Here is an 18,940-nt window from a genome sequence, read left to right on the forward strand (position 1 = left end):
CTATCGCCACTGGCCAACATATGGCCCGAATTCTATCGTGTGGGAGATCTGATGACCGCTTGGCCCCCAGCAATGACAGGGTTCCCGTGAAATCCGACGCACACATACTGATCGTCGACGACGACAAGGGCATACGCGACCTGCTTCAGGAGTTCTTGCAGAAGCGGGGCCTGCACACGACCGTTGCCGCCGACGGCGTCGAGATGGAGGCCATCCTGCGCCGCATGCAGGTCGATCTCATCGTTCTCGACGTGATGCTGCCCGGAAAGAGCGGGTTGGAGCTTTGCCGCGAACTGCGCGCCAACCACACGACGCCGATCATCATGTTGACGGCCGTCACCGAGACGACCGACCGCGTCGTCGGCCTCGAAATGGGCGCCGACGACTATGTGCCGAAACCCTTCGATCCGCACGAACTCCTGGCCCGCATCCGCGCCGTGCTGAGGCGCAACGGCGCCGCCGAGCCGCGCCGCCCGACAACCAAGCAGATCTACCACTTCGCCGGCTGGACGATGGATTGCTCGCGCCGCCGCCTGACGGCGCCCGGCGATGTCAGGGTCGAGCTGACGATGGCGGAGTTCAACCTCCTGCAGACCTTCGTCAAAAGCGCGCAGCGCGTTCTCACCCGCGACCAGCTCATCGAGCTCTCGGGCGGCGACACCGGCTACAGTTTCGACCGCAGCGTCGACATCCTAGTCAGCCGGCTGCGGCGCAAGATGGAAGACGATCCCAAGACGCCGAAACTGATCCTGACCGTGCGCAGTGGCGGCTACCAGTTCCTGCCCGAGACGACCTCCGAATGAGACGCTTCCTGCCGCAGACCCTGCCTGTCTGGGTGCTGCTCATCGTCATTGCCGGCCTGCTGATCAGCCAGGTCGCGACCCTCTACATCGTCGCACGTGACCGCGACGCCGCCAACGACGTGGTCGATCTCTACCGCCTCAACGACCGCGCCTTCTCGCTGGTGCAACTGATGCACGATGCGACGCCCGAAGAACGCAAGGCGACCGCATCCGGCCTGTTCAACGCCACCTACGCGCTGACCGTCTCGGACACGCCGGCCGTCACCTCCTCGATCGCCGGCGACGACGAACTTGCCGAACTGGAGGACATCCTCGTCGGGCGCCTGACCAAATTCGGCATCACCGACGCGCGCGTGCGGCGCGATCCGGCAACGCGCGAGTCGGATGCTCCCGGCGGTGCGATCATGAACAAGGATGTTGGCCAGGTGGAGCGCGACCTGCTGGTGCTGGCGGCGGATTTCGCCCAGAGCGACAAGCTGACGGCCTCGCTCCGCTTCGCCGACGGGCAGTGGCTGAACTTCACCGAGCCGATCACGCCGGTAGGCCCGATATTGAGCTTCGACAGCCTGCCGCTCTATGCCCTGATCGCCGGGCTGGTGGTGGTGATGTCGATCTGGTCGCTGCGCCGGTTGACCGCGCCCTACCGGATGATGGAAACCGCGGTGAAGCGCATCGGCCACGACCTGAAGAGCCCGCCGATTTCCGAGACCGGCAGCCGCGAGATCCGCGCCGCGGCCAAGGCGGTTAACGCCATGCAGCTCAGGCTGCGCGATTATGTCGAGGACCGCGAGCACCTCGCGGCAGCACTTGCGCACGATCTGCGCACGCCGCTGACCCGGATGCGGTTGCGCCTCGAACTGCTGCGCAAATCGCCGGCCCGCGCGGCATTGACGCACGACCTCGCCGACATCGAGAGCATCGCCAGCTCGGTCATCGACTTCGCCAAGTTCGAGGTGACCGAGGAGAAGGCCGAACGCATCGATTTCTGGTCGCTGGTGGAGGCGATCTCCGACGGCTTCGAGGAGGTCTCGTTCGACCACGACGGCACGCGGCCGCGCGGCCTGATCTGCATCGCCCGGCCGGTGGCATTGAAGCGCTGCGTCACCAACCTCGTCCAGAATGCCGTGACCTACGGCAAGAAGGCGCATCTCAGCCTGGAGCGGTCGCAGGACACGATCACGCTCGCCATCCGCGACGAAGGGCCCGGCATCCCGCAGGCGCAGCTCGACACGGTGTTCGGTTCCTTCGTTCGCATCGAGCAATCGCGCAACCGCCAGACCGGCGGCCTCGGCCTCGGCCTGACCATTGCCCGCAACATCGCGCGTGCCGCCGGCGGCGAAATCAGCCTCTCCAACCATCCCGGCGGCGGTCTGCTGACGGAGCTGCGCCTGCCGCTGGCAGCATGAGTCAGCAGGAGGAGGCCTGATCGGCACCGGGGCTGGATCAGTCCCGCGATCCTTGTGATATTACCGCCCGATCCGGCAGGAGGAGACCGTCCCATGTTCTATGCGATCCTGGCCTACCACGTCGAACAGACCGTCCAGTCCTGGACGCCTGACGAGGATGCGGCACTGATGGACGACCTGCTCGAGGTCAACGCCAGGCTGACCCGTGAGGGAAAACTCGGCCCGGCGGCAAGGCTGGGCGCAACCGCGGCGGCCGTCACACTGCGCGGCCCAGGCGACGGCATGGTGATCGACGGTCCCTTTGCCGAAACCAAGGAGCAGTTGCTGGGCCTCTATGTCCTTAACTGCGCCAGCCAAGACGAGGCGATTGCAACAGCGCGCGATCTCAGACGCGTCAATCCCACTGCCGTCTACGAGATCCGACCAATCATGCTTTACCTTCCCGGCACGCCGCTTCCCGCCGGTTAGGGGGTCAGGCAACCATCGCGCGTTCCGGCAGCTCCGCGTCTGCAATCGTCAGGAACCGTGTCAGCAGCGCGGCACATTTTTGCGCATGGGTCGCAATGAGGAAGTGACCGGCGTCCTCGACAACCGCGCTATGCACATGCGGCAAGGCTTGTTGCAGCATGTCGGTCATTGCCACCGTGGCCGGATTGGCGAACCCGCCTCTGACGAGAAGAACCGGGATGTCGAGGGCACCGTAGTCGCGGAGGGCAGCCTCGAAACTGAAATCCGTCAGCCAGTCGATCACATTGACCGCCGCTGTCTGCCGGCAATGGCCCCGCACGATTTCGGGCATCGCCGCAAACGTGCCTCGACCGCCCCAGAAGTCGATGATGATCCCGGCTGCATCGGCGTCGCCGGCATCGAGCGCCGCGCTGAACTCCCGGCTGAGCCTCTGAACGTCCTGATAGAGACCTTGCCTCGGCTTTCCGTTGAGGAGCGCGAGGGGATTTGCCTCGAAGAGCGACAGGCTCGCCACGTCGATGGAGTTTGCCAGGGCTGCGGCAAGGGCGACGGTCCCGCCGAAGGAATGCCCGACCAGATGCACGGGTCCTCCGGCACGGCGTGCCGCCTGCTCGATGACGCGGAGCTCGTGCCGCATGCCGAAATCGTTGCGCGAGCGGGTCTCCGCGGTCGCGCCATAGCCGCAAAGGCTGGTGCCGATCATCCGGTAGTCAGGCGACAGCCATTTCTGCATCGGCCGCCAAGCTGCGTATGTGCTGAAGGATCCCGGAATGAACAGCACGGTCGGTCCCGAGCCTTCTTCCGCATAGTCTATCGCATAGTCCCTGGACGGCATGCGTCCCTCCTGTGCTACTCCGCTCACGCGGCAAGTTCTGCGCCGAGACGCAAGATTTCCGCGACCAGCAGGTCGAGATCCTTGTGCCGGGTGCGGTGATTGGCGATTGCCACCCGCAGGCAATGCTGGTCATGCACGGTGGTGTCGGAAAGGGCCGCGATGCCTTCTTCCTGGAGACGCAGCATGATCTCGGTGTTGAACGCTTTCCGGCGCTCGCTTGACAGTCCGTTGGCGCGGTGACGAAAGCAGACGATGTTGATGTTCACCGGCGCCATCAGTTCCAGCGCCGGCTCGGCCTCGATCAGGCTGGCCAGATATTTGGTTTGAGCGATGTTCTGGTCGATCAGGCGGCCGAATTTTTCAATGCCGTGCTCCTTCAGCGCCATCCATACCTTGAGCGCGCGAAAGCCGCGCGATGTCTGCAGCCCGTAATCGTGCAGCCATTTTCCAGACGCGAGGCCGCGCGAGGTCGATTCCAGATATTCCGGTATGACGGCAAAGGCGCCGCGATGCGCCTCGGCATCGCGGACCAGCGCGCAGCCCGCCTCGAACGGCGCGTGCAGCCATTTGTGCGGGTCGAGCGCAAGCGAATGGGCTTGTTCGACGCCGGCAACGAGCGCTGCATTCTCCGGCGCGATCGCGATCAGCGCGCCGATGCAGCCGTCGACGTGGAACCAGAGATCCTCTTCCGCCGCCAGCCTCGCAAGCGCCTGCAAATCGTCGATCGCGCCGGTGTTGACGGTGCCGGCGTTGCCGATGACGCAGGCCGGCTTGAAGCCCGCCTTTCGGTCTTCCGCGATCGCCGCCCGCAAGGCGGCGACATCGATGCGCATTGCGGCATCGCTTGGGATGCGGCGAAGCGCCCGGTTGCCGAGGCCGAGCACCTCCATCGCCTTACGGTGGCAGAAGTGGGTCTGGTCCGAGCCATAGAAGCGCAAGGGCTGCGTGACGGCGCCGACGCCATGTTCGCGCACGTCGATGCCTGCCTTGGTGTTGCGCGCCACGGTGAGCCCGATGATGTTGGCCATCGAGCCGCCGCTGACCAGCGTGCCACTGGCCGAGGCGGGAAAGCCAACCATCTGCTTGCACCAGTCGACCACTTGGCTGTCCATCAGGCCGGCGGCATGGTTGCCGCCGCCCAGATTGGAACCCTGGACCGCCGCCAGGAAATCGCCGAGCGCGCCGGTGAAGTTGCTGGAGCCCATATACCAGGACCAGAAGCGCGGATGGATGTTGCCCATCGGATAGGCCATGACGTTGTCGGCAACCTCGCCATAGATTTCGGCGAGTGGCGCCGGCGAGCGCGGCAGTGGCGAGGTGAAGAACGCCCTCACCTCGGCCGGCATCTCCCGCCACACTGGGCGGTCGCGAACGTCGCGCAGATAGCCGACGGCATCGTCGACGATCCGGTGCGACAGGGCCTGCATATCGGCCCAGTCCAGAGGATCGAGCGTTTCCTCCGTTGTCGCGCTCGAGGTTTGCGGCATCGCGTCCATTGTGGTGTCCCCCGCGATACGCGCTGTCAGGCGTCGAACTGACAGCCGGGCGTCGAACGCGAAAGCGCGATCTCCTCCGCGTCCATCTCGGCCTCGATGCCATCGAACAGCGGCGTCGTCATGTAGCGTTCCCCGGTGTCGGGCAGCATGCACAGGATCACCGATCCGGCCGGCGATGTCCCGGCGATCTGGCGTGCCACGGCAAAAGTGGCGCCACCGGAGATGCCGGTGAAGATCCCCTCCTGCTGCGCCAGCGCCTTGGCCCATTTGATGCCTTCGGGCCCGGCGATCGGCACCACCTCGTCATAGTGGCGTTTGTCGATCGCTTCCTGCAGGACCTTGGGGATGAAATCCGGGGTCCAGCCCTGGATCGGATGCGGCTCGAAGGCCGGGTGGCTGGCGGCCGGTGCGCCATTAGTACCACGCTCCTGCGGCTTGCCGCTGCCGACAAGCTGCGCATTGGCCGGCTCGGTGAGCACAATCCGGGTCTCCGGCCGCTCGCGGCGCAACACGCGCGCCACGCCGGCAACGGTGCCGCCGGTGCCATAGCCAGTGACGAAGCAGTCGAGCCGCGAGCCAGCGAAATCATTTATGATCTCGCGCGCCGTGGTCGCTTCGTGAATGGCCGCATTCGCTTCGGTCTCGAACTGACGGGCCAGGAACCAGCCATTGGCTTCGGCGAGTTCCACCGCCTTCTTGTACATGCCGAAACCCTTCTGGGCACGCGGCGTCAGCACCACCTTGGCGCCCAGCATGCGCATCAGCTTGCGGCGCTCGACGGAGAAACTGTCGGCCATCGTCACCACCAGCGGATAGCCCTTCTGAGCGCAAACCATGGCAAGCCCGATTCCGGTATTGCCGCTGGTAGCCTCGACCACCGTCTGGCCCGGCTTCAGCGCGCCGCTGCGCTCGGCTTCCTCGATGATGTTGAGCGCCAGCCGGTCCTTCACGGAGGCACCGGGGTTGAAGAATTCGGCCTTCACATAGATCGTCGCATGGGCCGGGCCGAGATTGTTGATACGGATCACCGGCGTGTCCCCTACCGTGTCGAGAATGCTGTCGAACAGGCGGCCGCGGCCGGCGGTGGTTCTGATTTTCAACTGATGCAACATGTCTGGTCTCCCTTTGTGTCGTCACGAGCCGGTTACAAACCGGCGGTTTGGGCGGCGAGGTTTCGAGACTTTGCCGCGTTACAATTCCCGACTTGCCGGCAGTGCGGCAACCGCGACAGCCGGCGCTAGATTTCGCTGCCGGATGCACCTTGTCGCATTCGGTGATAGAACAGGGACCGATTGGCCAGCGTGGTAGCAACCGTGGAATTGCCCGTGGAATCCGTCCAAGAGACTCTGGATGGCGAGGTGGCCGGCCTTTCCGTGCGCCTGCTCGGGCCGCTGACGATTCTGCGCGGCGGTGTTCCGATCGCATTGCCGGCATCGCGCAAACTGCGTGCGCTGCTTGCCTATCTCACGCTCACGCCGCATGCCGTCGGGCGCAGTCGCCTGTGCGAGCTTCTGTGGGATGTGCCGAACGACCCGCGGGGCGAGCTTCGCTGGTGCCTCAGCAAGCTGCGCGGTGTTCTCGACAACCCTGATGTCAGCAGGGTCGAAACGCAGGGCGACACGGTCGGGCTGCGCCTGGACGGTGTGTCAGTCGATGCCGTCGAGATCGCCGCTGCCGCGGCGGCGGGAATAGGAACACTTGCTCCGGAACGGCTGCGGGCGCTGTCGGACCTGTTCGCCGGCGATTTCCTCGATGGGCTGGAGCTGGACCGCTGTCCGCATTTCGACAGCTGGCTGGTTGCGCAGCGCCGCCGGTTCACCTCGTGCCATATCGCCATCCTGGAGCATCTGGTCAGCACCTTGCCGGCGGGCTCCGACGGCGTCTCGCCCTATCTCGACAGATGGCTGGAACTCGCGCCCTTCGACGTCCGCGCGCATGTGGCGCTGCTGGAGAACCTGACCAGGCGGGGCCAGATCGGCCAGTGCGAGGAACACCTTGTTGTCGCCGCCCAGCTGTTTCACTCGGAAGAGCTGGAATTCGCACCCGTGCGCGAGGCATGGCGCGCGATCAAGGACCGGCAGTCGGATGCGGCGCCAGGTGCGCAGCCGGCGATTGCCTTCGCGCCCCAGGTTCCGATCGCGCTTACCGAACCGGATGCCGCCGCATCGCGCCAGGCCTCGCTCGCGGTGATGCCGTTTGTCGAGCATGCCGGCACCGACGGCGTTCGCGGTGGGCTGGCCGACGGCATGACCCACGACATCATCACCCGCCTCGCCAAGCTCAGGGATTTCTTCGTCATCGCGCGTGGGTCGATGTTCGCGCTGGCCGAGAAAAACATCGCGCCGGAGGATGCAGGGCGCCGGCTGAACGTCGATTACGTGGCCACCGGAACCGTCCGCAGCGTGGCGGGCCGCGTTATCGTCTCGGTCGAACTCATCGAGGTGCGCACCGCAAGGATTGTCTGGGCCGAGACCTTCGAGCGCAAGCCGGACGACATCTTCATCGTGCTCGACGATATCGGCAACAGCATCGTCTCCTCGATCGCGGCCGAGATAGCCACGGTCGAACGCAACCGCGCCATGCTGAAGGCACCCAACTCGCTCAATGCCTGGGAAGCCTACCACCGAGGCCTCTGGCACATGTACCGCTTCACCCGCACGGAGAACGAACTGGCCCAGCAGTTCTTCGGCATGGCCTTGAAGCAGGACCCGACCTTCGCCCGCGCCTATGCCGGCCTCTCCTTCACCCATTGGCAGAACGCCTTCCAGCGCTGGGGCGATCGCGACCAGGAAACCGCGCTTGCCTTCGAAAGCGCCGGCCAAAGCCTGCTGGTCGACGACCACAACCCTGCCGCCCACTGGGCCATGGGCCGCGCGCTGTGGCTGCGCGGCGAAAAAGACGGGTCTTTGCTCGAACTGGAAAGGGCCGTCGACCTCAGCCCGAACTTCGCGCTAGGCCACTACGCGCTGTCCTTCGTGCAATCCCAGTCGGGCGATCCGAAGGCGGCGATAGGCGCATCCGACCATTCGCGGCACCTCAGCCCGTTCGATCCGCTGCTGTTCGGCATGCTGGGGTCACGGGCCATGGCACTTGCCCGGCTCGGCCAGTTCGACGAGGCGGCCGAATGGGCGCTGAAAGCGGCCGCACGGCCCAACGCCCACACCATCATCCTGTCGATCGCAGCGCACTGCCTGGCGCTGGCGGGCCGGCAGGATGAGGCACGAAACTTCGCTGCCGCCATCCGCAAGACGCTGCCGGATTACCGCGCCGACGATTTCATCGCCACCTTCCGCTTCGATTCCGAGGGGGAGGCCCTGTTTCGGAATGGCGCCAGGCTCATCGGCTTGAATTGAACTTCCAGGGCTGATGAGCGGCTGGCTCCGCCTAAGTATTTGTTTTTACGCAATTCCGGACGGAAAACCGCTACGCACTTTCCTGGAATTGCTCTAATGGACGAGCGGTCCGTCCGCCTTCTTCCAGGCGTCGATGCCACCGTGGATGTGGCGGGCGCTGGCGATCCCAGCGTCCTGGGCGGCCTGAACCGCCATCGCCGAGCGTTCGCCAAAGGCGCAGTAGAACAAAAGCCGCTTGCCGGTCGACCTGGCGAGTTCGTGCAGCATGCCGCCGGCGGCAATGTTTTCCTGCAGGCGGGGATAGGGCAGATGGATGGCGCCGGGGATGACGCCATGCCGTTCACGCTCGGCATTCTCGCGCAGATCGATCAGCGCCACGTCGGACCTGCCGACCAGCGCAAGTGCGGCCTCGGCGGTGACCGACCAGCCCCGCCCGGCAATATCGTCCTGATGCAGTCCGACCTTCATGTTGGCCGGCACGGCGACGTCCATCATCTTCGGATTGGAGAGCTTGAGATTGTTCATGATCTCGACGTATTCATCCGCTGACTTCACCTGCAGGCGCGGATTGAACGCCTTCTCCTCGCCGATGGTCGAGACGGTCTCGCCCTTGTAGTCATGCGCCGGATAGATCAGCGTCTCGTCGGGCAGCTTGAGCAGGCGGCCGAAGATCGATTCATATTGCTGGCGCGGATCGCCATTCTGGAAGTCGGTGCGGCCGGTGCCGCGGATGAGCAGCGTATCGCCGGTGAACACCCGGTCCGGCAGGATGAAGCTGTAGGAATCGTCTGTGTGGCCAGGCGTGTAGATCACGTCGAGCGCCAGCCCCTCTATGGCGAGCTTGTCGCCATCGGCAAGCCGCATCGACACCACGTCGGCCTTGGTCTGCTCGCCCATCACGGTGACGCAATGCGTCTTGTCGCGCAGCGCGCCGAGGCCGGTGATGTGGTCGGCATGCAGATGCGTGTCCACTGCCTTGACCAGCCTGAGGTCGAGTTCGTTGACGAGCTGAAGGTAGCGGTCGACCTTCTCCAGCACCGGATCGATGATCAGCGCCTCGCCGCCCTTGCGGCTGGCGAGCAGGTAGGAGTAGGTCCCCGAAACGGAATCGAAGAGCTGTCGGAAGATCATTCTGCCAATGCCCCGCTGTTGCATTCGCCCGCTTCGCGGGTGCAACGATCCGCGCAGCAGCCAGATGATGCCAATGTAGGGTTTCGGTGCCCTTCGGCCAAGCGGATACTGGTCACGGCATCGCGGGGCTGAACGGCTTCAGGACCGGCGCGAATGCCGGGATTTGATGCTGTTCTGCCTGCTTTCAACGGATGACGGCGATCTTCCATGCGACCAGGGCAATTATCGCTGCCGCGCAAAAGAGGGTCGCCCAACCATGCCGCCCCATTGCATGCAGAACAAGAACAGCCAGCCCTGCGACAACTGCCGCAAGCGCTCCTTCGATATAGAAGACCTGATCCCCGTTCAGCTGCGCTCCAGTCGCCCCGCCGATCCTGAAGAATTCCAGGATCGACCGCATCGCAATCACGAGCAGGACGCCGACCGCCGCTTGCGCGGCCCGCGGTTTGGACAACCAATTCCAAATCCGCTTCAGGACCGTTTCCTCTACCTCCGCAGCACGGCGCTCAGCACGTCCCTGACACCGATGGCGCCGACAAAGCGCGACTGGTCGTCGAACAACGCCACCGGCGCCGTCTGCGAACGGTGCATGGCCATCATCACCGTCTTCAGCGAGGTGCCTGGGGCTGCCCAGAACACCTGAGCGGTCTCCTCCGGCTGGGCTTCGATGTCGGTGCAGGACACCCACACCGCCGGCTTGCCGTCGCGCTCGGCCGCCGCCACCAACCCGTGCTCGTCGATCTTGAACCGCGTCGTCTTGCGCCGGTCGAGCCAGACCCAGCCGTCCGTGCTCTCCTCGAGGTCGCGGCGGTCGCGCATAACGTTCCAGGCAGTCAGCACCGACAAAGGATTCACATTGGCGATGAAGTCGCGGACATAGTCGTTGGCGGGGCGCAGCACGATGTCCTCCGGCGCGCCGGTCTGCACGATGCGTCCGCCTTCCATGATGGTGATGTGGGTGCCGATCTTCAGCGCCTCTTCCAGATCGTGGCTGACGAAGATTATGGTCTTCTTCAACTCGGCTTGGAGCTGCAGCAACTCGTCCTGCAGCTTGGTCCGGATCAGCGGATCGAGCGCCGAAAACGGCTCGTCCATCAACAGGATCGGCGCCTCGGTGGCAAAGGCGCGCGCCAGGCCGACGCGCTGCTGCATGCCGCCCGAGAGCTCGTGGGCGTATTTCTTCGACCACGGGTCGAGATTGACCAGCTTGAGCTGGCGCTGCACGCGCTCCTTGCGCTCGGCTTCCGGCACGCCGGCGAGCTCGAGGCCGAGGCCGACATTCTCCTCCACCGTGCGCCACGGCAGCAGGCCGAACTGCTGGAACACCATCGCCACCTGTTTCTGCCGCAGCCTTCTCAACGTCACCTCATCGCAGGTAACGACGTCGACCGTGCCGTCGCCGTCCTTGACCAGAACCTGGCCGCGCGAAACGACGTTCAGCCGGTTGACGGCCCTGAGCAGCGTCGACTTGCCTGAACCGGACAGACCCATGAGGACCGAAATCTCACCCTCATGCACGGTCAGGCTGGCGCCGGCGCAGCCCAGCACATTGCCGGTCTTTTCAAGGATTTCGGCGCGGGTGGCGCCGCCGTCGATGAGCGCCAGCGAACCGGCCTGGTCGGCGCCAAAGACGATATCGACGTTCTTGAAATCAACGGCGACGGTCATTTCTTGCCTCCAACGCCAATACGGGTCATTCGGTCGAGCACGATGGCGAGCACGACGATTGCGAGACCGGCTTCAAGCCCCAAGTCGATCCTGCGCGAGCCGAGCGCCCGGTTGATCTCGGTGCCGAGGCCGCCGGCCCCGATGAGGGCCGCGAACACCACCATCGACAGCGACAACATGATCGATTGTGTCAGGCCGGCCATGATGGTGGGCAGAGCCGAGGGCAGCTCGACCTTCCATAGGAGTTGTCTTTTGGTGGCGCCGAACGCCTCGCCGGCCTCGACGATCGACTTCGGTACCGAAGTGACGCCGAGATGGGTGAGACGAACCGAAGTCGGGATGACGAAGATGATGGTAACGATGAGGCCGGGCGCGTTGCCAAGGCCGAACAGGGTCAGCACCGGGATCAGGTAGACGAAGGTCGGCAGCGTCTGCATCAGATCCAGCACGGGCAGCATGATGCGGTAGACTTTCGGCTTGTGCGCGGCCCAGATGCCGAGCGGCACGCCTATGGCCATCGAGGCGGCGGCGGCGGCAACCACCAGCACCAGCGTCTCCACCGTCTGCTTCCATAGGTTCTGGTTGAGGATGAAGAGCAGCCCGAGGAAGACGGCGACGGCCAGGCCCTTGGAGCGCTGCAGGAAATAGGCGAGCAGGGCGATCAGCGCGATGAGAAGAACGGGCGGCAACAGCAGAAGTCCGTCGACTATCCCGTCGAGCAGGAAATTGAGGCTGTTGGAAAAAGTCCTGAAGACGGTATCGAAATTGTCTGTAAGAAAGCCGAAGAATGCCTTCCCCCACGGACCTATGGGGATCTTGTAGGCGACCAGGAATTTCGAAATCGGATCCATCTTGCCCCTCTATGGCTGCGCCATCCTTGCCGGACGGTCATCTTGTCACAGGATATGAAAAAGGGCAGCCTTTTCCACTATGGCTGCCCTTTTCCGGTCACGCCGGATTCAAGGTCGGCTCAGCCTCCGAGCGCGGTCTTGACCGCCGCGGCGGCATCGCCGCCGTCGAAGGTGGTCACGCCGGCGATCCAGGGCGCAACCGCGTCCGGATGCTTCTTCAGCCAGTCGGTCGCGACCGTGTTGGCGTCGCCGCCCTTCAGGATCGCGTCCATCATCTCGCCTTCCATGTCGAGATTGAACTTCAGATTGGCGATGAACTTGCCGGCATTCGGGCACTCCGTGGTGTAGCCCTTGCGCACATTGGTATGCACAGTGGCAGCGCCGAAGCCGCTATCGCCCATGCCGTCGAGATAGGTGATCTTCATGGCGCCCATCACCGGATGCGGCGTCCAGCCGAGGAAGGCGATCCATTCGTTGTTCTTCATCGACTGCTCGGCCTGGGTGAGCATGCCGGCTTCCGAGGACTCGACCAGTTCGAAGCCTTCGAGATTGTCCTTCGGGTTCTTGATCATGTCGAGGATGATGCGGTTGCCGTCATTGCCGGCCTCGATGCCGTAGATCTTGCCGTCGAACTTGTCCTTGAACTTGCCGAGGTCGGTCAGCGTCTTGACGCCGGCGTCTGCGACATAGGTCGGCACGACGATGCCGTAGCCAGCACCGCTGAGGTTCTCACTGATGGTCTCGACCGAGCCGTCGGCGGTGTAGTCCTTGATGTCGTTGGTCATAGACGGCATCCAGTTGCCGAGGAAGACGTCGAGGTCCTTGTTCTTCAGCGAAGCCATGGTGACCGGAACCGACAGCTGGATCACCTGCGGCTCGTAGCCGAGCGCGGTGAGCAGCACCGAGGCGACACCGGTCGTCGCCTGGATGTCGGTCCAGCCGACATCGGAAAGACGCACCGCTTTGCAGCTTTCCGGGTCTCCGGCAAAGGCAGCGCCCGTGGACAGGAAAGCCGCCAGACCGAGGCCGGCGACGTAGGAATTCATACGCGACATAGATATTCTCCCATTGCGATTCTTTTGGCGAAGCGAAGGAACGGTTTTTATCTCCGCCTTGTTTCGTCAGCCAAACACCATTCTGGTGCGGTTTCAAGCACTAAGGCAATCACGATGAACGGCGCCGACTGGCCGATCAGCGACACCCGTGCCGCTTTTTTGATGGCAGGCGGCTTTTTCAGGGGAATGAGCCGGCGCGCCCCTCCCCGCACCGGGACAACTCGGCTTAAAAGGGCGGGATGGCGAAGCTGTATTTTAACTATGCGACGATGAATGCCGGCAAGACGACGATGCTCCTGCAGGCGTCCTACAATTATCGCGAACGAGGCATGACGACGATGCTGTTCGTCGCCGGCCACTACCGCAAGGGCGACACCGGGCTGATCTCGTCGCGCATCGGCCTGGAGACGGAGGCCGAGATGTTCCGTGACGGCGACGACCTCTACGCCCGCGTCGCCGAGCATCACGACCACACGACCGTGCATTGCGTCTTCGTCGACGAGGCGCAGTTCCTCGACGAAGAGCAGGTCTGGCAACTCGCCCGCATCGCCGACCGGCTGAACATCCCGGTCATGTGCTACGGCCTGCGCACCGATTTCCAGGGTAAGCTGTTTTCCGGCTCGCGCGCGCTGCTGGCGATTGCCGACGATCTGCGCGAGGTGCGAACCATCTGCCGCTGCGGCCGCAAGGCGACGATGGTGGTACGCCTCGGCCCGGACGGCAAGGTGGCAAGACAGGGCGAGCAGGTGGCGATCGGCAAGGACGTCTATGTCTCGCTCTGCCGCCGCCACTGGGAAGAGGAAATGGGCAGGGCGACGCCCGACGATTTCATCGGCTTCACCAAGTCCTGACCGGCGCGGCGGCCTTTGCCGCCGGCTCTGCTGCAGCCGGATGCAGCGTTTGTTAAACCTCGCTCCTATAAACCCGTCAGCCAGAACTCTCCGGGGTCAGCCAATGCTTCGAGCCGTTTCGTCCGCCGTTGTCCTTTTCCTCGCCGGCGTTCTTGCCGCGCATGCCGACGGCGACGCGGCACTCGGTAAGAAAGTCTTCAACCGATGCATCGCCTGCCACGAGGCAGCGACCGACCGCGACAAGGTCGGCCCGCATCTGCTGGGCGTCGTTGGCCGTACGGCCGGAACGGCCGAAAGCTTCCTTGGCCATTATTCGCAGGCTATGAAGGATGCCGGCGCCGCCGGCTTGGTCTGGGACGAGGCGAACCTTGCTGTCTATCTGCACGCCCCGAAGCTGAAGGTTCCCGGCAACAAGATGGCTTTTGCCGGACTGAGCAACGACACCGACATCGCCAATGTCATCGCCTATCTGAAGGCCGACCCCAAGCCCTGAACCCTGCCGGCGGCCAGTCCGGCTTTGGCGTCGGTCCAGCACGCCCGCTGATCGGTTGCGGACATTTGCCCAATATCGGGGCAGCCGTCGCGGCGAAAATCGAACGCTTTGTTGCCGCCGGGACCGTCCAAAAGTCAGGCGGCAGGTGAACTGAGCCCGGTCGGCCGGGTAGTCAACCCATGAGAATGGTTCGTTTATCTTTCAAGGGAGGAGCGAAACCTTTTGTTTTCGCAGCTCCTCTTGTCTTGCGTCTTTCAATCCCCGGATGCTCCACATATATTCGCGCCGACACGAAACCGATGCCGATGCGGGAGGCCCCTATGGCGACATTGCAGAATTTCGATGCCGAAATTGCCAAGACCAAGCAGGTCGTGCAGGACATGCGCTCCAAGATCGAGCAGTCCGGCACCGTGCTCGACACGCTGGCCCAGGCCGACAAGAAGATCGGCGACGCCAATTTCGAGATCGAGAACGCCCGCATCGAGGATGTGCTGAAGCAGCAGAAGGTGATGGAAGGCAACATCGCCGACCTGATCATCGGGCTGGAGGACGCCACCAACGTCTTCGGCGCCGAATTCGAGAGCATGAAGAACTATACCGGCTGGGAAAACTTCGTCGGCATGTTCTCCAAGCAGCGTCAGCAGCGCATGCGCACCGACCGCGTCCGCAACATGTCGCTGGCCGGCAATCTGCAGGAACTGCTGGCCAAGTCCGACACCATTGTCGGCATCCTCAAGGCGCAGAAAGAGGTTCTCGACCAGCGCTACAAGACCTCCGAGGCCAGCCTGTCGCAGGTCATCGAGCGCCGCAAGACCACCATGACAAACCTCGAAGCGGTGCAGAAACGCATCGAGGAGCTCAACCCGATGCTGCTCGACATCGAGAACAGGATTGCCGCCTCGACCAGCCAGAAGGAGCGCACGCAGCTTGAAGGCGAGCGCTCGAAATTGGCCACCGAATACAATGAGAAGCAGGCCAAGGAGCAGGAATTGCTGGCCGAAAGCCAGACGCTGGAGCGCTACACCTCGATGTTCCAGACCTTCGTCGATTCGCTCAACAACCAGATCGCCGCGCAGTCGACGCTGATCAACAAGCTGACGATCGATACCGAGCAGCGCATCGTGCTCTACAAGGCCCTGGAAGACTCGCTCAAGACCGCCGCCCAGCAGGACGTCGCCCACAAGATCAATACGTTGGGCAGCCAGGTCGACAACACCGCCGAGGAGACCATGGCCGGCATCGGCGCCGCCTCGCAAAAGCACATTGGCGATCTCCTTGAAATGCACGAGAAGAACATGGTGGCCACCGCCGACATCCAGCGCCGCAAGAAGCTCGCCGACGATGCCTTTGCCCGCCGCTTCGACGAGGTGATGAAGAAGCACAATTCGGCCAATTACGTGCAGTCGTAATTGCCGCACACGTACTGCTCCATAAGGTTGACGGCATGACCCCCGAAAACGAGGCGGCGGCACGCTATTTCTCCGCCATCACGGCGGCGCTGAGCGGGCTGGAAGTGTTCATGCGCGACGACCGCTCGCCGCTCTACCGGCACGGTATCGTCGCCAAGATCGTCGCCGAATACATTGCCCGGCTGGACAAGTCGTTTTCCTGCTGGCGCAACCGTCTCGGCTTCATGGAGACGTTCCGCATCTCGCGCGCCGACAGCGGCTATCCGGTGTTCCAGAACCTGCTGGAACTGGAGAACGACCGCCGCCAGGCCGATACGCGCCTTGCCAGCATCCCGCGGGCCGGCGAATTGCGCGAGGAGATGGCCGACTTCATCCTGCGCCACAAGGAATTCCCGGAGGCGCTGCAGAAGTCGATGGCCGAGCGGCTCTATCTGGAGGACGTCAAGAGCGGATCGACCTTCGGCCCGTTCACGCTGGCGCAGACGGCAAAGGTCTCCGTCAACCCGAAGACGCTGCGGCCCTACTATCTGGTTCATTGGGCCAGTTTCGACGGCAGCGCCAATCTGCCGCTGATCTACATGGCTACCGTGGAGGACTCTTCCGAAGACATGATCCGGCAGCTCGTCGACAGCGGTGGCAAGCTGAATGAAAGGGTCGATATTCCGCTGCCGGTGGACGGCCTGCTCAATCCCGAACTCGCCCATCGCTTCGACGATTTCACCGAGAAGAATTCGGCTTACACGCTGTCGCCGGCGACCATCGCGGTCAACATGGACAAGGATTTCGAGCCGCTGCATCCAAAGCAGTTGCGCCGCGTCGTGCTCGGCCCGTTCTATTCGGCGGGGATCACCGACAACAACACGACGGTCACGGAAGTGCTGGCCAAGGTGCGCAAGCCCGAAAACGCCTGGCTGCTGACCTGGACCATCCAGGAGGTCTATTCGAAAGCCGAAAAGCCCGGCCGCAAGGGGCTGTTCTCGAGCGAGAAGACGACGCAGGAATTCTTCATCAACACCGATGACCTGGAGGCCGCACGCCAGGGCGTGTCGAGCTACGAGAATCATGCGCTGATCCCGCACGAGGCCTATCAGGCGCTCTATGCCGCCGGCGAGGCGCAGAAGATCTTTTCCGGCTACAAGGTCCACATCCTGTCGAAGGGACAGGTGATCAGTGATGTGTGACCGTCAACCCGCGGAGCATCCTTCATGGACACCGGCCTGACCACGATTTCGGAAGCTGCAATCGAAAAGCATCGAGCCACGGCGCAGGGCTTCATTACCCGTATCGTCGTGCTGGAGGATCCCTCGCGCGAATCCGGCACAGCGCTTGCCGGCACCAACCGCCGCTTCGTCTCGACCGTCTCGGTCGGCTCGGTGCGCCGCACGCGCGAGGTCGAGCTGTCGAAAACTGTCGCCGCCATCCATCCCGACGACCAGTTGATGACCATCCAGCAGCACACGCTTTTGTTTCGCGCCCGGCGCGGGCTGGCGATCGCGCTGGCCATATCGGATGTCTTTGCCGAAGGCTCGGACCTCGAAAGCCTGCAGGCCAAGAACGCCCGCGCCCCGCTCGAGGGCGACGAGGCCGCCACCTTCAAGAAACTCCTGTCGGCCTCGGCCTATATCTCCGCCTTCAGCCTCGCCTCCTATCTGTTCCAGCTGATCGACAGTGACGGCGAGGCGCCGAACGATATTGCCGAACCGGATTTCCTGTTCGACACGCAGCAGGATGCGGTAAAGTCGATCGTCGCCGGTCTCGACAAGGCGATTGCGGGCTCGAAGGACGATGCCGATCTGACGACCCGGGCGCGCGCCTTTGCCCGTGTCGCCATCGACGGACTGCTGGTGCGCAAAGGCCGTTTCGACGGCATCGGTCCGTTCGAGAACGCCCACATCCGCATCGACGTCGACGACTTCACCCTCGACGGCTTCGATGTCGCGCCCGGCAAGCGCTCCAAGCCGCTGGTGATGACCTTCAAGAAGCCGGAAGAGGTCGTCGGCAACCACATCGCCAAATACCAGTCGGTCAAGCTCGCCAAGATGCTGATGGCCTATGATTTCGAGCGCGAGATGAACCCGTTCGTCGAGCTCGGCGGCTTCCTTTTCACCTTCATCGGCGACGGCGCGCCGGGCACCGGCAAGACGACGCTGATCCAGATGATCGCTGGTCTCGTCAACAATTACTGCCAGGTCGCCGGCTATCCGTTCGCTTATGAGAATTTCGGCGTCGACCAGATTTCATCCTACCAGGGCAAATCCGGTCAGAACTGCCGGCAGTTCATCAACAACGTGCTCAATCCGCGCGTCATCGGCTTCGGCACCGTCGACGACATCGACCAGGTGGCGGCGCGCCGTTCCGACGACCGCGCCTCGGCCGGCCAGCAGGAGATCACCGGCGTCCTGATGGACGCCTTCGCCGGTGCCGGCACCGTGGTGCGCGGCAACTGCTCCTTCGGCATGTTCTCCAACTACCCCGAAAATGTCGACGACGCGCTGCGCCAGCGCGCCGGCGCCCGCTGGCTGGTCGACGGGCCGCAGAGCCGCGACGACTACATCGACATCTTCGTCCTGCTCGCTGGCAAGAACCACAAGATCCCGCTTGGCGACCACAAGCTTTATGCCGCGCAGGAGATCCAGCGCGCGGTAACGGAAGCCTATGAGGAGCATGAAAAGCCGCAGGAAGACGGGCTGATGAAGGTCTACGAGCGCTACATGAAGGGAAGCGGCGCGCCGAAGTCGCTGGCCGACATCGGCACCTATCTGCACATGATCAAGGACGCCGAGCCGCGCTTCACCGGCCGCGCCATCAAGAACGTCACCGACGCCATCAAGATGCGCGCCATGGACATCGAGCTTCCCGACGAGTGGTTCGAAAAGCCGGAAGCCTTCATGCACAAGGGCTACGATGAGAAGAAGGCGATGATCGAGGAACTGCGCGGACCGTTCTCGATGGACATGGTCATGCAGGAGATCAACCGCTATGCCGACTCGGAATTCCGCTACTCCGACAAGTCCGACGATGCGGCAGTGACCAAGATGATCCGCGACACAAGGCTGCGCGACCGCGCCGTGCGCGAAATCGAGGAGATGAAGGCCAAGGGAAATTGGAATGCGTAAGGGCG

The 18,940-nt window shown here is 63.5% G+C and carries 17 protein-coding genes; 9 read left to right on the top strand and 8 right to left on the bottom strand.

Annotation, left to right across the window (positions count from 1 at the left end; translation table 11 throughout):
• Positions 1-86 precede the first annotated feature (86 nt).
• The 3 genes from D3227_RS14200 to D3227_RS14210 all read left to right on the top strand — a co-directional run bounded on the left by D3227_RS14200 (position 87) and on the right by D3227_RS14210 (position 2,677).
• Positions 87-803: a response regulator gene (locus tag D3227_RS14200; protein WP_040582875.1), complete on the top strand. Its 717-nt coding sequence runs from the start codon at positions 87-89 to the stop codon at positions 801-803.
• Positions 800-2,209: an ATP-binding protein gene (locus tag D3227_RS14205; protein WP_120014727.1), complete on the top strand. Its 1,410-nt coding sequence runs from the start codon at positions 800-802 to the stop codon at positions 2,207-2,209. The genes D3227_RS14200 and D3227_RS14205 overlap by 4 nt, the downstream gene beginning before the upstream one ends.
• A gap of 93 nt (positions 2,210-2,302) precedes the next feature.
• The gene (locus D3227_RS14210; protein ID WP_120014728.1) at positions 2,303-2,677 is read left to right on the top strand and encodes a YciI family protein; all 375 of its coding nucleotides are present in this window, start codon (positions 2,303-2,305) and stop codon (positions 2,675-2,677) included.
• A 4-nt stretch (positions 2,678-2,681) separates the two neighbouring features.
• Here D3227_RS14210 and D3227_RS14215 read toward each other — a convergent pair whose 3' ends face one another.
• Genes D3227_RS14215 through D3227_RS14225 form a run of 3 tightly spaced genes read right to left on the bottom strand, consistent with a single transcriptional unit; the run spans position 2,682 to position 6,120 of the window.
• The gene (locus tag D3227_RS14215; protein ID WP_120014729.1) at positions 2,682-3,512 is read right to left on the bottom strand and encodes an alpha/beta fold hydrolase; all 831 of its coding nucleotides are present in this window, start codon (positions 3,510-3,512) and stop codon (positions 2,682-2,684) included.
• Positions 3,513-3,535: 23 nt separating this feature from the next.
• Entirely contained in the window at positions 3,536-5,008 is a 1,473-nt protein-coding gene (locus tag D3227_RS14220) for a pyridoxal phosphate-dependent decarboxylase family protein (protein WP_120014730.1), read from the bottom strand.
• Positions 5,009-5,034: 26 nt separating this feature from the next.
• Positions 5,035-6,120 (bottom strand): PLP-dependent cysteine synthase family protein, encoded by a 1,086-nt coding sequence (locus tag D3227_RS14225; protein WP_120014731.1) that lies wholly within the window; start codon positions 6,118-6,120, stop codon positions 5,035-5,037.
• Between the two features lie 207 nt (positions 6,121-6,327).
• On the opposite strand from D3227_RS14225, the gene D3227_RS14230 reads away from it, so the two are divergent.
• The gene (locus tag D3227_RS14230; protein ID WP_167480694.1) at positions 6,328-8,361 is read left to right on the top strand and encodes a tetratricopeptide repeat protein; all 2,034 of its coding nucleotides are present in this window, start codon (positions 6,328-6,330) and stop codon (positions 8,359-8,361) included.
• A 93-nt stretch (positions 8,362-8,454) separates the two neighbouring features.
• Here the strand turns inward: D3227_RS14230 and D3227_RS14235 are convergent, their stop codons facing one another.
• From D3227_RS14235 to D3227_RS14255, 5 genes are all read right to left on the bottom strand, one after another.
• The gene (locus D3227_RS14235; protein ID WP_120014732.1) at positions 8,455-9,492 is read right to left on the bottom strand and encodes an MBL fold metallo-hydrolase; all 1,038 of its coding nucleotides are present in this window, start codon (positions 9,490-9,492) and stop codon (positions 8,455-8,457) included.
• A 184-nt stretch (positions 9,493-9,676) separates the two neighbouring features.
• Positions 9,677-9,892: a hypothetical protein gene (locus D3227_RS14240; RefSeq protein ID WP_147377600.1), complete on the bottom strand. Its 216-nt coding sequence runs from the start codon at positions 9,890-9,892 to the stop codon at positions 9,677-9,679.
• A gap of 86 nt (positions 9,893-9,978) precedes the next feature.
• Positions 9,979-11,160, bottom strand: coding sequence for a choline ABC transporter ATP-binding protein (choV, locus tag D3227_RS14245; protein WP_120014734.1), 1,182 nt, complete (start codon positions 11,158-11,160; stop codon positions 9,979-9,981).
• Positions 11,157-12,011 (bottom strand): choline ABC transporter permease subunit, encoded by an 855-nt coding sequence (choW, locus tag D3227_RS14250; RefSeq protein ID WP_120014735.1) that lies wholly within the window; start codon positions 12,009-12,011, stop codon positions 11,157-11,159. Before choW ends, choV begins: the two co-directional genes overlap by 4 nt.
• Positions 12,012-12,130: 119 nt before the next feature.
• On the bottom strand, positions 12,131-13,066 hold the full coding sequence (locus D3227_RS14255) for a choline ABC transporter substrate-binding protein (RefSeq protein WP_120014736.1): 936 nt from the start codon (positions 13,064-13,066) through the stop codon (positions 12,131-12,133).
• 239 nt (positions 13,067-13,305) lie between these two features.
• Between D3227_RS14255 and D3227_RS14260 the strand changes: the two genes are divergently transcribed.
• The 5 genes from D3227_RS14260 to D3227_RS14280 all read left to right on the top strand — a co-directional run bounded on the left by D3227_RS14260 (position 13,306) and on the right by D3227_RS14280 (position 18,935).
• Complete coding sequence (locus D3227_RS14260) at positions 13,306-13,917, top strand: thymidine kinase (protein WP_120014737.1); 612 nt, start codon at positions 13,306-13,308, stop codon at positions 13,915-13,917.
• A gap of 103 nt (positions 13,918-14,020) precedes the next feature.
• Entirely contained in the window at positions 14,021-14,410 is a 390-nt protein-coding gene (locus D3227_RS14265; protein ID WP_120014738.1) for a c-type cytochrome, read from the top strand.
• Between the two features lie 320 nt (positions 14,411-14,730).
• Entirely contained in the window at positions 14,731-15,819 is a 1,089-nt protein-coding gene (locus D3227_RS14270; protein WP_120014739.1) for a hypothetical protein, read from the top strand.
• A 35-nt stretch (positions 15,820-15,854) separates the two neighbouring features.
• Positions 15,855-17,000, top strand: a complete 1,146-nt coding sequence (locus tag D3227_RS14275) for a hypothetical protein (protein ID WP_120014740.1) — start codon at positions 15,855-15,857, stop codon at positions 16,998-17,000.
• Positions 17,001-17,024: 24 nt separating this feature from the next.
• Complete coding sequence (locus D3227_RS14280; RefSeq protein WP_120014741.1) at positions 17,025-18,935, top strand: ATP-binding protein; 1,911 nt, start codon at positions 17,025-17,027, stop codon at positions 18,933-18,935.
• Positions 18,936-18,940 lie beyond the last annotated feature (5 nt).

This window comes from Mesorhizobium waimense (assembly GCF_003601975.1).
Lineage (GTDB): Bacteria > Pseudomonadota > Alphaproteobacteria > Rhizobiales > Rhizobiaceae > Mesorhizobium > Mesorhizobium waimense.